General features: G+C 58.1%; 15 protein-coding genes. 3 read left to right on the top strand and 12 right to left on the bottom strand.

Annotated elements, in window-relative coordinates; all coding sequences use genetic code 11:
- Positions 1–113: 113 nt before the first annotated feature.
- The 9 genes from ROI90_RS17465 to ROI90_RS17425 all read right to left on the bottom strand — a co-directional run bounded on the left by ROI90_RS17465 (position 114) and on the right by ROI90_RS17425 (position 9,729).
- Complete coding sequence (locus ROI90_RS17465) at positions 114–2,243, bottom strand: peptidylprolyl isomerase (protein ID WP_315999647.1); 2,130 nt, start codon at positions 2,241–2,243, stop codon at positions 114–116.
- A 255-nt stretch (positions 2,244–2,498) separates the two neighbouring features.
- Entirely contained in the window at positions 2,499–2,765 is a 267-nt protein-coding gene (locus ROI90_RS17460) for a hypothetical protein (RefSeq protein ID WP_315999646.1), read from the bottom strand.
- A gap of 12 nt (positions 2,766–2,777) precedes the next feature.
- Positions 2,778–3,368, bottom strand: coding sequence for an LPS export ABC transporter periplasmic protein LptC (gene lptC, locus ROI90_RS17455; protein ID WP_315999645.1), 591 nt, complete (start codon positions 3,366–3,368; stop codon positions 2,778–2,780).
- Position 3,369: 1 nt separating this feature from the next.
- Entirely contained in the window at positions 3,370–4,731 is a 1,362-nt protein-coding gene (locus ROI90_RS17450) for a hypothetical protein (protein ID WP_315999644.1), read from the bottom strand.
- Positions 4,718–5,458, bottom strand: a complete 741-nt coding sequence (locus tag ROI90_RS17445; RefSeq protein WP_315999643.1) for a type III pantothenate kinase — start codon at positions 5,456–5,458, stop codon at positions 4,718–4,720. Before ROI90_RS17445 ends, ROI90_RS17450 begins: the two co-directional genes overlap by 14 nt.
- 192 nt (positions 5,459–5,650) lie before the next feature.
- Positions 5,651–7,495: a pseudouridine synthase gene (locus tag ROI90_RS17440; protein WP_315999642.1), complete on the bottom strand. Its 1,845-nt coding sequence runs from the start codon at positions 7,493–7,495 to the stop codon at positions 5,651–5,653.
- Positions 7,496–7,661: 166 nt separating this feature from the next.
- A complete protein-coding gene (locus ROI90_RS17435; protein ID WP_315999641.1) occupies positions 7,662–8,045 on the bottom strand; it encodes a TraR/DksA family transcriptional regulator in 384 nt (127 codons plus the stop codon).
- 282 nt (positions 8,046–8,327) lie between these two features.
- Positions 8,328–8,804 (bottom strand): 6,7-dimethyl-8-ribityllumazine synthase, encoded by a 477-nt coding sequence (gene ribH / locus ROI90_RS17430; RefSeq protein ID WP_315999640.1) that lies wholly within the window; start codon positions 8,802–8,804, stop codon positions 8,328–8,330.
- A gap of 145 nt (positions 8,805–8,949) precedes the next feature.
- Positions 8,950–9,729 (bottom strand): tetratricopeptide repeat protein, encoded by a 780-nt coding sequence (locus ROI90_RS17425; RefSeq protein WP_315999639.1) that lies wholly within the window; start codon positions 9,727–9,729, stop codon positions 8,950–8,952.
- Between ROI90_RS17425 and ROI90_RS21200 the strand changes: the two genes are divergently transcribed.
- A complete protein-coding gene (locus tag ROI90_RS21200) occupies positions 9,679–9,825 on the top strand; it encodes a hypothetical protein (protein ID WP_380230181.1) in 147 nt (48 codons plus the stop codon). The two genes, ROI90_RS17425 and ROI90_RS21200, sit on opposite strands and share 51 nt — an antisense overlap.
- Here the strand turns inward: ROI90_RS21200 and pdhA are convergent.
- Positions 9,779–10,951, bottom strand: coding sequence for a pyruvate dehydrogenase (acetyl-transferring) E1 component subunit alpha (pdhA, locus tag ROI90_RS17420; protein WP_315999638.1), 1,173 nt, complete (start codon positions 10,949–10,951; stop codon positions 9,779–9,781). The two genes, ROI90_RS21200 and pdhA, sit on opposite strands and share 47 nt — an antisense overlap.
- Before the next feature lie 68 nt (positions 10,952–11,019).
- On the opposite strand from pdhA, the gene recF reads away from it, so the two are divergent.
- Positions 11,020–12,132 (top strand): DNA replication/repair protein RecF, encoded by a 1,113-nt coding sequence (recF, locus tag ROI90_RS17415; protein WP_315999637.1) that lies wholly within the window; start codon positions 11,020–11,022, stop codon positions 12,130–12,132.
- Positions 12,133–12,255: 123 nt separating this feature from the next.
- On the top strand, positions 12,256–12,579 hold the full coding sequence (locus ROI90_RS17410; protein WP_315999636.1) for a DUF721 domain-containing protein: 324 nt from the start codon (positions 12,256–12,258) through the stop codon (positions 12,577–12,579).
- Between the two features lie 96 nt (positions 12,580–12,675).
- Here the strand turns inward: ROI90_RS17410 and ROI90_RS17405 are convergent, their stop codons facing one another.
- On the bottom strand, positions 12,676–13,254 hold the full coding sequence (locus ROI90_RS17405; RefSeq protein WP_315999635.1) for an acyl-CoA thioesterase: 579 nt from the start codon (positions 13,252–13,254) through the stop codon (positions 12,676–12,678).
- Between the two features lie 202 nt (positions 13,255–13,456).
- Positions 13,457–13,855, bottom strand: coding sequence for a helix-turn-helix domain-containing protein (locus ROI90_RS17400; protein WP_315999634.1), 399 nt, complete (start codon positions 13,853–13,855; stop codon positions 13,457–13,459).
- Between the last annotated feature and the right edge of the window lie 235 nt (positions 13,856–14,090).

The following is a 14,090-nucleotide window of genomic DNA, read 5'->3' as shown; positions in this document are numbered from 1 at the left end:
CGCTATGCCGACAGCATAACCAACTTACACCTTCCTACCCTCACACCCTCCCAAACAAAAAAAGGGCCGCACCCTAAGGTACGGCCCTTTTGCAGTTTTGTGTTTGAAGCAGCTTAGAAGAACTTCGTGCGGTTGTCCTTCACATTGGCCTGCTGCTTGATGGCGTTGTAAATGAGCTCATCGGCGCGGGCGGTGCGCTGGGCGGTGAGCTGCTGTTTGGCAGCTTTCACGTCGGCAGTAGCGGGAGCCGGCGTGGCGCTTACGGCTTCCACTACCAACACACCCTGCTCCCCGGCAAAGGCTTTCGACTTCTGGCCGGGCTTCAGGCCGAAGGCTTTACCCACGGCCACCGGCTCGGCACCCAGGCCCGGAATCTGACCCTGGCCCAGCACTACGTTATCGGCGGTTTTTACCTGGGCGCTGCTGCCGTAGGCTTGGGCAAGCTGCTCCAGTGTGCTGCCTTTCGCAGCCTTCAGCTTGCTGATGATTTGCTCGGCTTTCAGCTCATTGCGCACCAAGGCAGTTACTTCAGGCTTCACGCTGGCCACGTCGGCGGTGCCTTTTTCCCGCTCCCCGGTCAGCACGGCAATTACGTACTGGTCACCCACTTCAATTACCGGCGACACATCCCCGATTTTGGCGTTGGGGGCTTCGTTATCGGAGCCGTAGGCCCAGCGTACCAGGCGACGAGCACCCTGCAGGTTGTTCACGGCCTGGTCGCCGCGGCCAAGGCCTTTGGCTTCTGCTTTCTGCAGGCTCTTATCCTTGGCCACGGCGGCCCGGAACGAGGCCAGGTCGGTAGCTTCACCCTTCAGCTGCTGGGCTTTGTTGTAGGCGGCGTCCCGGGTAGCATCGGTGGGCTGAATGCTCTTCTGCACGGTAGCTACCTGATAGGTCTGGCTGGTTTTGGGAGCGGTAATTTTAACGATGTGGTAGCCGAAGGAAGTTTTTACCAGATTCGGCAGCAGGCCGGTGGCAGTAGCCCCGAATACGGCCTTCTCAAACTCGGGCACCATGCGCCCCTGCTGGAACCAGCCCAGGTCGCCGCCGGTGGCAGTAGTGCCGTCGGTGCCGTACTGGCGGGCCAGGTCGGCGAAGTTGGCGCCGGCTTTGGCTTTGTTCAGTACTTCGGTGGCCTTGGCTTTAGCAGCGGCATCGGCCTCCGGCGTGGTGCCGTCGGCTTTAATGAGGATGTGGCTGGCGCGGGCGGCGGGCTGGGCTCCGGCTTTTTCGCTGGTTACTTTGTAGAGCGAGTAAGTGCCGTTTTCGGCGTAGGGGCCGTACACTTTGCCTACCTGCAGGGGCAACTGGGCGCGCAGCTTCTCGGGCATATCGGCCGGCGAGAGGAAGGCGGGACGAGTTGGGGCATCAGAGTTCAGCTGCACGAAGGACGAATCGACGGGGGCCGAGGCAAAGCGGGTGGCCAGCTCGTCCACGTTCTTGCGGATAGTGGTGCTGTCTTCTACGGAGGCGGTTACTGGAATGCTCACGTACTCCACGCTGCGGCCGTCCTCTACCTTATAGCGGGCTTTGTTTTTGTCGATGTAAGCCTGCAGCTGCTCGTTGCTCACTTTCACGCTCGAGTCCGACACCGTGAAGTAAGGCACGAACAGGTAACGCATATTTACCTGAGCTGCCTGAGCCTCGTTGTAGCGCTTGGCTTCGGCCGAGGTTACGTAGGTGCTCATTTTGAGCAGGTTGCTGTACTTGCTGCCCAAACGCTCGGGGCGCAGGTTGGCCTCAAAGTTGGCAAACGCGGCCTGGGCCTGCGGGTCCATCTTGTCGAGGTTGCGCAGGTACTCTTTTACCTTCATCACGTCAAACTGGCCCGTCTTAGGGTCAGTGAAGGCCTGGCGGATGCTGGGGTGCACGTTCACGCCCTGCACCATGTCGGTTAGCTCCTCGTCGGACACTTTCAGACCCAGCTTGTCGAACTCCTTCTGGAAGGCAATGCGGTAGAGTGTCTGGTTCCAGGCCTGCTCCCGGATGTAGGCCAGGGCTTGGTCGTCGGGCTGGCGCTGCTGCTGCTGAATGAACGCCTGCTTGGCTTGCTCCAGCGTGTTTTCAAAATCTGCGTATTCCACCTTTTCGCCGGCTACTTCGCCTACCGACGTGTCGTTCTTGCCGAAGATGCTGCTCCGACCGTACAGGAAGTCACCGCCGAGCATGAAGAGGAGCAGGCCGATGATGATGGCCCCGACCGCCCAGCCCGATTTTTCTCGAATCGTGTTGATTAATGCCATTTACTTGAAAAAAAGCGCAGTAAGAAAAGGTGAATGAGGCGCAAAATAACCAAAAAAGATGGTCATTAGGTAATACCTAGCTCAGTAGCTGCCCGGGAACGACGAAGCCGCAGTAATTGGCTCTGCCCAAGGCAGAACCCCTTGAATATGATGAGCCCCTGCCGCCCATAGTGGCGGCAGGGGCTCAGGACCAGAAAAGCGCATACTCGGGCTAAGCACGAAACTGGTAATCGGTTTCCGTACAGGCCCTTGCCCCTACCTTTTCTTCTTCGGTTTTTTGGCGGCAGCCGGCAGCGCTGCCTTACGGGCGGCTTCAGCCTCGGCAGCTTTTATCTTGTCCTGCTGGCGCAGGTAACGCAGCCCTATCACCAGCCCGAAGGACAGCATGAACAGCCAGTAATTGTTATAGAGGCCATCCATTTTGCCGGTAGCTAGCGTGCGGTAACAGGCTACTACGAAGGTGAAAACCCCCAGTACAAACAGGATGGTACGGCTAATGCCCGGGTCCCAGAAACGCTTCATTGACAGAAATACTTAACGGGTAGGTGTGGCGGGAGCCGCGGTGGGCGCGTTCTGGAGCGTGAACACGCCGGTGGGATTGAGGATGCGGTAGAGGGAGAAATCCTGGTTGGCCGTAAGGCCGCGGCCGGTGAGCACCTCCGTGGGCGTGGTTACCCTGATTTCGGTTTGCTCCTGGGTGTAGATGGAGGCCTTGGTTTTGTCGTAGAAAGCCTCCTCCGTATTCATGCGCTGCTGCTTGGGCACGTTGGTCACGCGCACGTCGCCGCGCATAGTATACAGGTTTTTGGCCTTATCGAATTTGCCGTAGCGGCCGGTAATGGTGTTTACCACCGTAACGCCCTCGTCATCCAGAAACGTCAGCTTCACGCCCTTAGGGTAGATCATGTCCCCTGATTCGAACTGCTGCTCCAGCGGGGCCGTCAAGCGGATGCGCAGCCGGGCCGAGTCACTGACGAGCATCAGCACATTTTCGGTTTCCACGGTGGGCCCTTTGTAGAGCACCTGCTTCACCGGTACCTCGTCGGCCGCTTTCTGGCAGTTTACCAGCAGGGTGGCCATCAGCAACGCCCCCAGGGGCACCGTACCTACCAGCCAGGCTTTCATGCTACTCAATACGGCGCTTAATAAACCACCGGTTGTTCAGGGTCACGCCCAACTGCATGCGCACGTAATCTTCCTTCACGTTGCGCTCAAGCCGCTCGGTGGTGCCATCGGTCAGGCGCAGCACATCGGTATTACCGCGCTGCCCGTAGGTGAAGCCCAAACTGATAGTGGTAGCATCCAGGGCTGTAGCCGTGGGCAGCGGAAAGCCAAAGCCCCAGCTCACCGACCGGTCGTAGAGGGCGTTGCCGCCGGGGCGGTAGGGCAGTTGCGCCACATTGAGGCCCGCCCGGTAGGTTACCCGCTTAAAGTAATTTTCTACTGAGGTAGCATCCGGGGTTATTTCTCCACCAGCCCCAAACCGGTAGGTGTCACTGAGTAGAATCCCGGAGGAGCCGCCCTGCTCGCCAAAGGCCCGAAACTGCGACCATTCCTGGCGGGCTCCTTCCAGGCTCAGGCTCCAGCTGCGGTTATTATCCAGGCTGAAGCCGATTTGGGTAAGGGAGGGCACCTGGGCTCTGCCGGGGGCCTCTACTTCCTGCATCGTCGAGCCAATCTGAATTTCATTGGGGTCCTGACGAACCAAGGCCACGTTCCGCTCCCCGTTGAGGTTGGAGCGGAAGCTGTGCGTGCCGCCGATGTTGTAGTTCAGCTTATCGGTAATTTCTCCCCGGTAGTGCAGCCCCATGCGAAAGGCAAAATCGGAGTAGTGCACCTGCTCCTGATAGATATCCCGGTTCGAGAGAGCCAGCGGCAGGGTGCTAGTGCTGATACGGGTGCTGGCCTCCTGCTGAATGTTGCCGAATACGTACCCAACGGATGCCCCAACGGTCAGGCCCTTAGCCAAGCGTACGGCGTGGCTCATGTACGCCTCAGCCAGCCCACCTGAGCCCACATAGCGCTTCTCTATCTGGGAGGTGGGGTCACCCTGAACGGTGTTATCCAGCGTCCTCGTCTCGTAGTCTACCGTGCTGTAGGGCTTCAGGCCGATGGCCCCGGCCCAGCGGCGGTTGATGGGCACCGCCAACGCCAGGTAACCCAGGTTACCGGAGCCCGTGCGCTGGCTGCTTACCGAGTTACGCAGGGTTTTGAACTGCCCCGTAAAGCCCGCCTCAAAGGTGGTGCGGTTGGTGTAGTACAGCAGCGCCGGGTTCAGCTCGTTCACGTTTACGCTGTTGGGCGCCGCTACCCCAATGCCTCCCATGCCCATCTGCCGGACGCCACCCGCGTTTAGGCTGGCATCGCCCAGCCCCAGGCGCGAATACGGCGAGTTGCCCAGGCCCTGGCCTAGTACGGCTGGCGAAGCTGCCAGCAACCCCAGCAGCGAAAGACCACCGGCCAAGCCGGCGAAGTTAGGTTGAGACATGGTGTACTAAAATTCGGTGGAGCCCAAGTAGCACGAGCTCCGGAACAACAAAGATAGGTCGTTTCAGCCGGGTGCGGAAGAATGGCGCGTCGCCGCCCGCCAGTACCACGGCCAGGCCCGGAAACCGGGCCTCATATTCGGTCAGCATTCCGCGCACTTCGGCCACGGCTCCGTTCAACACCCCACTCCTTAAAGCGGCCTGCGTATCGGTACCGGTGAGGGGTATTTCGGCTGATTCGTCGGCCGGTTTCTCTACCAGCGGCAGCCGGCCGGTAAACGCGTGCAGCGCCCGAAACCGCATAGCCAAACCCGGCGAAATACTACCGCCTTTAAATGCCCCCTCTGCCACTAGGTCGCACTTGATAGCCGTGCCTGCATCCACAATCACCACCGGGCGTTGGGGCAGCAACCAAGCAGCACCCACGGCGGCCGCCAGCCGGTCGGCCCCCAGGGTATGGGGCGTGGCGTAGGTATTGCCGAGGGGCAACGGCGTGGTAGCTGGCACGAATTCCAGCACTTCCCCTGCCACCAGCTCTTTCAACTCCGTAGCCCAAGCAGTAGTCGGCTCCGCCACGGAAGCCAGCACGGCGTGGTCTGGTCGGAGCCGCTGCACTGCCGCCCGCACCTGCTCCGCCGTCTGGCCCGCCGCCAACTCTACCAGCGCATCAGCTTCAAAGTAGCCATACTTCACGGCCGTATTGCCAATATCGAGAGCCAGCGTACGCAAGTGGAGAAATTAGGAAAGAAGGAAGTGAGGAAACCAGGTGTTGGGGCACTGACTTGCAAGGGCGCAAAAATGGTGAAGCCGTGGAACCGGAGAGGTTGGGCGGGTAGGATCTGAGACAGACCAACCACTCCCAACATCCGCATTTCACAACTTCACCATCAGGAGCCGCCCAGCGGGTGAGCGGTTGCGTGCTTACATGAAATACTTCAGGCGGATAACCTCTTTCTCGGAGAGGAAGCGCCACTTGCCCCGGGGCAGGTCCTTTTTGGTGAGGCCGGCGTACTGCACCCGGTCCAGAGTTACTACATCGTAGCCCAGGTGCTCAAAGATGCGGCGTACGATGCGGTTACGACCAATGTGAATCTCTACGCCCACAAAGTGCGGGTTGCCCGCCACCACGGCCACGTCATCCACCTCGGCTTTGCCATCTTCCAGGGTCAGGCCGTCGGCAATCTGGGCCAGGTGCTGGGGCTCCAGCGGCTTGTCCAGCTCCACCTGGTAAATTTTCTTGTTGCGGTGCGAGGGGTGCGAAAGTTTCTGGGCTACTTCCCCATCGTTGGTAAACAGCAGCAAGCCGGTGGTATTCCGGTCGAGGCGGCCTACCGGGAACACGCGCTCCTTGGAGGCACCCTTGATCAGCTCCATCACGGTGCGGCGGCCTTCGGGGTCTTCGGTGGTGGTGAGGTAATCCTTGGGCTTGTTGAGCAACACGTACACCAGCTTCTCGCGGTTGAGGTTGGTTTTACCGTACTGCACCGTATCGGAGGGCTGCACTTTGTAGCCCATTTCAGTCACCACCTCCCCGTTCACTTTGATTTCGCCGGAGGCAATCAGCGTGTCGGCTTCGCGGCGGGAGCAGATGCCGGCGTTGGCAATGTAACGGTTCAGGCGTACCTCCTCGGCACCCAGTTCCTCATCCTCGCGGCGACGCTTGTTGCCCCGGGACTTATCCTCGTCGTAAAACTTCAGGTTTTTGTAATCAGGAGCTTCCCCAACTACCTCCCCATATTTGCGCTTACCTGCCTGGTTAGAGCTAGGGGTTTGGGCGCCTTTACCGGTAAACTCATCGTGGGCCCGACGGGGGCGCTCCTCGGCGGGGCGGCCCGCACGGCGGTCCGTTCCGAAGCTGCGTTTTTCCCCAAAGGGCTTGCGGTCTTCCCGGTCAAAGGAACGACCCTCGCGCTTGTCACCAAACGAGCCGGGGCGGCTGGTACGCTTCTCCCCCGAGGCACCTGCACCGAAACCCTGGGGCTTGCGGCTGCCGAAGTCGCGGCGCTCAGCACCAGTATCCTCCGAGCGGCGGACGGGCCGCTCCGAGCGTTCCGTCCGCTCAAAACGTTCGGGGCGCTCCGGGCGTGGCGTACGCTCCGTATCTAAGTCAGTGGGGCGGCCGCGGAAGTCAAATGGGCGAGCCGACCGTATTTCCCGGTCAGCACCAAATTCACCGCGGCTAGGGCGCTCCTCTGTGGGGCGCGGCCGGTAGCCCTCTGCGCGTTCCGGGCGTTCCGCACGGGGTTCATCGGCTGGGTTAGGGTTCTGCTTGATGAACTTCCGGTTCCGCTCGCCGGGCGTACCCCGTGGTACTGTAGGCCGGCCCTCTTGGCGGTACGGCTGACCATCCCAGGTTTCGCGGGGCGTAAAGTTGCGGGCGGGGCGCTCCTCCCGGTTAAAATCGGAACGGCGGGTATTTTCCCCATCACCAGTACCACGAGTTCCGCGGTTAAAGGAGCTGCCCGTTGAGTTGCCGAATTTTCTAGGGCCACCGAAGCCACCCGAGTTACCGAATTTCTTGGGGCCGCCAAAACTGTTGCCACCCGAGCGGCCAAAGGATGGCCGGTCAGAACGGTCGTTGTCGCGGCGAGAGTCCCGCTCGGCGCGTTCCTGGCCCGGCTGCACAAACTTGCGGAATCCGTCCGGGCTGCCCGAAGGGCGGCCGGAGTTGCTGGAGGGACGCCCGCCGTTGCCGGAAGGACGGCCTGCGCCGCTGGGGCGGCCTTTACGGCCGGAAGCGTCACCGGAAAAATGTTTCTTACCCATGGTGGTAGAAGCGTGAGTACCGTATCGCTACGGGAAGTGAATAATCAGATGTGAGGAAATCGGCTAACGCCCAGCCTCCGAAAACAGTGCCCGGACTGACTAGCGGGCTCCACAATAGGCAGAGCCTGCCGGTCAGCCCGGGCAGTACATGATAGTCAGCCGTAGGTTAGTCGCGGCGGGCCATTTTAGCTTCAATGGAATGCTGCGTGTGCGGTACGGCGCGCAGGCGTTCCTTCTGAATCAGCTTACCGGTGCCAATGCAAACACCATACGTCCCATTTTTAATGCGAACCAGGGCGTTTTCCAGCTGCTGGATGAACTTCATCTGGCGGGAGGCCAACTGGTTCATACTTTCCTTTTCAGCCGTATCGGCACCGTCTTCCAGCACCTTCGAGGAAGAGGCTGTATTGTCGGTACCCGAGTCGTTTTTGCGGCTCAGGGTTTCTTTGATGAACGCTACTTCCTTGCGGGCAGCCGTGAGCTTTTCCTGAATAATTTGCTCAAACTCGGCCAGTTCTTCCCTTGAATAGCGTAGGGGTGCTTCACTCATGTCGTTGCAGGAAGATGTTAAGTAAAACTGATTACTGGCTAAACTGCCAACTTCATAGCCGCCCGATAGCCAGTAGTTACGCCCAACACCCACCCACGCCAATAAGTTTATCTTGTTGGGCGTAGCGCGGAGTAGCCGGGGCGCACCAGCTAGTCGTTGGTTGCCAGTGGTCAGACGTTTTCCGGCCGCAAAGCTACGGTTTTGTCCGCTAATCAACACGATACCCGTCAGTAGCTCCTTATCAGAATGCTGCTCTGTTCAGGAGTTGTTCCTTCCTCTGCCCTAGAAACCCAGCATGTGAATAGCGGCTACTGCGCCTTCTACTCCTTTGTTACCGTGCTTGCCACCGGCCCGGTCCCAGGCCTGCTCCAGCGTGTTGGTAGTCACTAGCCCGAAGATGACCGGCTTGTTGAACTTCAGCCCTACGTTGGTGATGCCGCTGGCCACCGCATGGCAGATGTAGTCGTCGTGCTTGGTTTCGCCCTGAATAACCACACCCAGGCAGATAACCGCGTCTATTTCCTCGTGCTGGGCCAGCAGCTGAGCCCCTAGCGTCAATTCAAAGCTACCGGGTACTGTATTGCGGAAGATGTTCTCGGGCTTGGCCCCGTGCTTAAGCAGGGTATCGTAGGCACCCTGGGCCAGGGTATCGGTTATTTCTCGATTCCACTCGGCCACCACCAGCCCAAACCGCTTGTCGCTGATATCAATGAAGTGGTCGGAGGTATAGTCGCTCAGGTTTTTGAGGGAAGTGGCCATATGCTGGGAAAAGGGTTGCCGTGGAAGGGATAGTATAGCGCGAAGCTGGTTTGGCAAAGATAGGGGGCCGTTTGCAGTTCGGGCCAGGCACAAAAAAAGCGGCAACCCGGAGGCCGCCGCTTTCTGCTGTTTCAGCAGGCTATACTTATTTACCGGACAGGGCTTCGGCCCGGGCTTTGTACTCTTTGGCCTCCGTTACCTCAGCGGCCGATGCGTAGTCGGTTAGAATTTTGTCGTAGGCAGTAATAGCCCCGGCGTAATCCTTGGCCGCTTCGCGGGCCGTGGCTTCCTTCATGAGGTAGCCAGGCGAGAAGAACTCGTTGGCGTTGTGGTTGGCCGCCTTGTTGTAGAAGTCGGCGGCTTCCTTGGCTTGGTTGAGTTCCAGGTGGGCATCACCCAACAGCGCATAGGCGCGGGCCTGCACCAAGTAGTCATTGGAGCTGAAGTCCTCCAGATAGTCGATGGCCTTCTTGAACTCTCCTTTCTTTAGCGAAGCTGCACCAGCGTAGAAGTTAGCTAGGTTAGCTGCATCTGTGCCACTGTATTCCGAGGCTACCTTTTCCAGACCCAAATTCCGGCCGTCACCTTTCAGCGCTTTATTCAGCGAGTCGGCTTCCCAGTAATTCACCGCCTGAAATAGGCTGGCCTGGGCTTTAGTGTCCTGGGAGCCGCGCCACATGTAGTAGCCAAAGCCCCCGGCCACAGCCAGTACTACCACGGCCAGCAGACCCAGCAGTATGTTCTTGTTGCGGCGCACGAAGTCCTCCGACTCGGCCAAGCGCACGGCCAGCGCGTCCGGGTCTTCCAGTAACGGATGCTCGGGGTTGTAGGCTTCCGCTGGCTGCAATGGGTCGGAGGACACCACGCGCTGCTGTTGCTGCTGGCGGGCCTGCTGGCTTTTGCCCGTGAAAGGAATTTTCGACATGAGAATTATGCAGAAAGGAGGCCGCCGAATACGGCCGGTTTAGCTTCCGCTAGTCGCGGATGTAAGGGTAGTCCTGTTGAACGTACACGTCCTTGAACAGCTCGTCGGCCGTGGGATATGGAGAGTTTTCAGCAAACTCCACCGACTCCAGCACCTGCGCCTTGATCTTCTCATCAATGGCAGTGAGGTCTTCCTCCGTGGCCAGGTTGTGCGTGAGGATGGTGTGGCGCACCGCTTCAATTGAGTCGCGGGAGCGGTAGTCCTCCAGCTCTTCTTTGGTACGGTACTTGGCGGGGTCACTCATGGAGTGACCTTTGTAGCGGTAGGTTTTGAACTCCAAGAAGGTGGGGCCTTCGCCGGCGCGGGCACGCTCGGCGGCGCGGGCTACGGCGTTGTGCACGTCTTCCACGTTCATGGCATTCACCGGCTCGGAGGGCATATCGTAGCCCCGTCCGATGTGGAACAGCTCCGTCACGTTGGAGGTGCGCTGCACCGAGGTACCCATGGCGTAGCCGTTGTTCTCCACCACGAAGATGACGGGCAGCTTCCACAGCATAGCCATGTTGAAGGCTTCATGCAAAGCACCCTGGCGCACGGCACCATCACCCATGTAGGCGATGCACAGGTTGCCGGTTTTGTTGTACTTCTCAGCAAAGCCAATACCGGCTCCCATCGGAACCTGGGCTCCCACGATGCCGTGGCCACCCACGAAGTTCACTTCCTTATCGAAAATGTGCATGGAGCCGCCTTTGCCTTTAGAGCAGCCCGTGGCCTTGGCAAACAGCTCAGCCATGATGGCGTTGGGCGAGGTACCCAGAGCCAGCGGGTGCGCGTGGTCACGGTAGGCGGTAATCCACTTATCGTCCTTGGTGAGGGCCGACACAGCACCGGCTACGCAGGCTTCCTGCCCGATGTAGAGGTGGCAGAAACCTTTAATCTTCTGTTGCCCGTACAACTGACCGGCCTTCTCCTCGAACTTGCGCATGAGCTGCATCTGCTCGTACCAGGTGAGGTAGGTTTCCTTCGAGAATTCCAGCGTGTCCGGCGTAGTTGCCTTCGGGGCACCCGTAGCGGCCTTGGCCTCTTCGTTTGCGGGAGGCAATACCGGATCAGGCTGCTTTACTGTTGCAGCCGCTTTGCCCTTGGGGGCCGCTTTTGGGGTCGACGTTTTTTTCGTCGAATTGGAAGCCTTGGGGGCAGCCTTTACTTTCGTCTCCGCCATCTTGCTTTCGGTTGTTCGCGTTTGGGATGCGAAAGTACGTAAAAGGATTGCAATTCCGAACCTTCCGCATGAACCTCGAAAGCCTGCATCTGCTGTTCTTCAAAAACTACGAAGACGCCCATTTACGCTTCTCCCCGCACATCAACTGCTTTATTGGCGACAACGGCAGTGGCAAGACCAACCTGCTGGACGCTATTCATTACCTCTCCCTAACCAAGAGCGCCTTTACTGCCTCCGATACAACCAGCATTAAGCAAGGTGAGGAGTTCTTCGTGGTGAAGGGCCGATTCAACTCGGGAACTGAGGGGAAGCCGGAAACCATTCAGTGCAGCCTGCGCCTGGGACAGAAGAAAACAGTGACCCACGATAAGCAAGCTTACGAGCGGGTATCGGACCACATCGGCCGCTACCCGGTGGTGCTCATCTCCCCGTATGACACCGACCTGATCCGGCAGGGCAGCGAGGAGCGGCGTAAGTATTTCGACAGCCTTATCTCCCAGCTCGACCACCAGTACCTCACCCAGCTAATCAAGTATACTCACTTACTCAAGCAACGCAACTCCCTGCTCAAATTGGCCGCCGACCGCCAGGCCGGCTACGACCGGGACTACCTGCTTACCCTGGATGAGCAGTTGGCCCCGGTGGGTGAGCAATTGGCCCAGCGCCGCCAAGCCTTCCTGCTGGAGTTCGAGCCTATGTTTCAGCGCCACTATGAGCAACTGGCTGATGGACGGGAGCAGGTAACGCTTACTTATAAGAGTGAGTTGCCGGGAGCCGATTTCCTGAAGTTGCTACGCCTGCAGGAGCGCAAGGACCTCACCTTACAGCGCACCACGGTGGGCCCACATAAAGATGACTTCACGTTTCTGATGGATGAGCTGGCGGTGAAGGCCTACGGCTCCCAGGGTCAGCAGAAGTCGTACGCTATTGCCCTCAAGCTGGCGCAGTTCGAAATCCTGGCCCAGCACAAGCAGCAGAAGCCGCTGCTACTGCTGGACGATATTTTCGACCGGCTGGACGAGAAGCGCATCACCCGCCTGATGCAGCTGGTAGCCAACCACACCTTCGGCCAGATTTTCCTGACCGATACCCACCTGGAGCGCACCGACCGGGTTCTAGCTAACCTTTCGGAAGACATCCGGCGGTATCGGGTGCAGGCCGGAACCATTGACCCGCTGTAGTGCCGCTAATTCCTATTTTGAGCAGCTGGATTTTTGCTTGTTGTGTGGCGCAGGTATTGCTTATACCTGCTGGTACCTTTGCTTAACTAGTGCGCGCAATTTTCTCGCGCGTTAAATAATGCAATGGCCTTCAAAAAACCTTACTCTTCCGAAACATCCCGTCAATCGGATATCGTCCCGCTAAAGGATGGTATCACGGCGCTACTACGCGTCTACCGCTTACAGGGCAAGCTTAACGAAGTGACGGTGGTAGCTAGCTGGGAGAAGGTAATGGGAAAGGCCGTGGCCCTGAAAACCCAGCAGATCTACGTCAGTAATCAGAAGCTGTTTGTACGCCTCTCCTCGGCCCCGCTCAAGCACGAGTTGGTTATGGCGAAGACCAAGGTATTGGAGAACCTCAACGCGGAGGTTGGCGAAAACGTGATTAAGGAAGTCGTATTCCTGTAGCCTTTCTGTTCTATCTGCCTCCCCTACCCTGCCTTCTCCTGAGGCGGGCCGGCGGCTCCGTGCCTATTGCCGGGGCACTCCCACCGGAAGCTGCTGCTACTGGTTTTCCGGGTAGGCTATCCGGCACCGCTCCTGGGTCAGGTCGTAGTGCTGGTGCTCTACTATAAGGGCGTTGCGGACGTTGTCGAACTCCCGGTTGTACTGCTCCTTGAACTCGCGCCGCTTGATGGCTTCCACAAACCGGCGGGTGTCCTCCACCGTCTCCAGCTCCAGGCCCGGCACCGGCGTGGGCTTGCCGGCATCGTCCTTGGCCACCATGGTGAAGTAGCAGGTGTTGGTGTGTTTCACGGTGCCGCTGCGCACGTCCTCGGCAATGACTTTGATGCCGACCAGCAGCGAAGTGCGCCCCACGTAATTCACGGAAGCCAGCAGCGAAACCAGCTCCCCCACTTCTACCGGCTGCAGGAAATTCACCCCGTCTACGCTTACCGTCACGCAGTAATTACCGGCGTGCTTGGAGGCGGCGGCGTAGGCCACCTTGTCCATCAACGACAGCAGAATGCCGCCGTGAATCTTGCCGCCGAAGTTGGCATAGGAAGGTATCATCAACTCGGTAAGCGTTACCCGGGAATAGGACACCGGACGATAGGCAGGCAGCTGGGCGGAGAGCAACATGGAAGGAACTGGTATTACAGGTGAAGGAGGACGACTGTTCTGGTTTCAGGCTGGCAGTAACGCACCGTCCATCACTGTACACTTGGCGTGTATGGGGAGTAGAAGGCCGTTTGCGTTACTGATTCGTACCCGGGCTCTAGCCGTTGCACGGCTGGGCGGGCTACTGTATCGGAACGAAAATGTTTCACGTGGAACACTTTTGTTACCGGGGGCCATACACTTTCAGCAACAGCTCATTATAGGCTTCCAGCAGGGCAATGTACTTCTGCTGCAAAACCATCAACTGTTTTGACGGATCAGTGTCCGTTACAGACGGTGTAAACCCCAGCTTCGTTACAGGCTTTACAGCTGCATTGTTTACAGTTGGTGCAACAGGTGTAACATGAAATGGTAAAGCTGACTGCTGTAACGATGTAAAATCCTGCGAAAAATCGTACGATATAATATCACCCACCTTCTTTACAAAGGTGTAATCCAGCGTCTCTTCCTTGAACTTACGGTATATAGTAGGCCGTGTAATACCTAGTTCGTCCACAATGCGGGTAATCGAAATACCGCTGTTTTTTATGGCTTCTTGCAGGATTTCGCCTTGGTGTGACATGTGTAACAGTGTAGTAGTTGGGGGAATATGTAAATATACACTTGTATTAACCACAAAACCATCGTTACAAGCAAGGTAAACGTGTATTGATACAAATTTACAATGCATTTTAACGTTACAGATTCTATGATTTACGATTTTACACTGTAACAAATACATATCACGTATACAGCTGCAACATCGCCGTGTAACGAAGCCTGTAAAGTAAACGCCCCACCGCTTTGCAGCGGTGAGG

Origin of the sequence: Hymenobacter endophyticus (assembly GCF_032464715.1) — a bacterium.
Lineage (GTDB): Bacteria > Bacteroidota > Bacteroidia > Cytophagales > Hymenobacteraceae > Hymenobacter > Hymenobacter endophyticus.
Note: the sequence above shows the minus strand (reverse complement) of the source record. Positions and strands in the feature narration are given on the sequence as shown.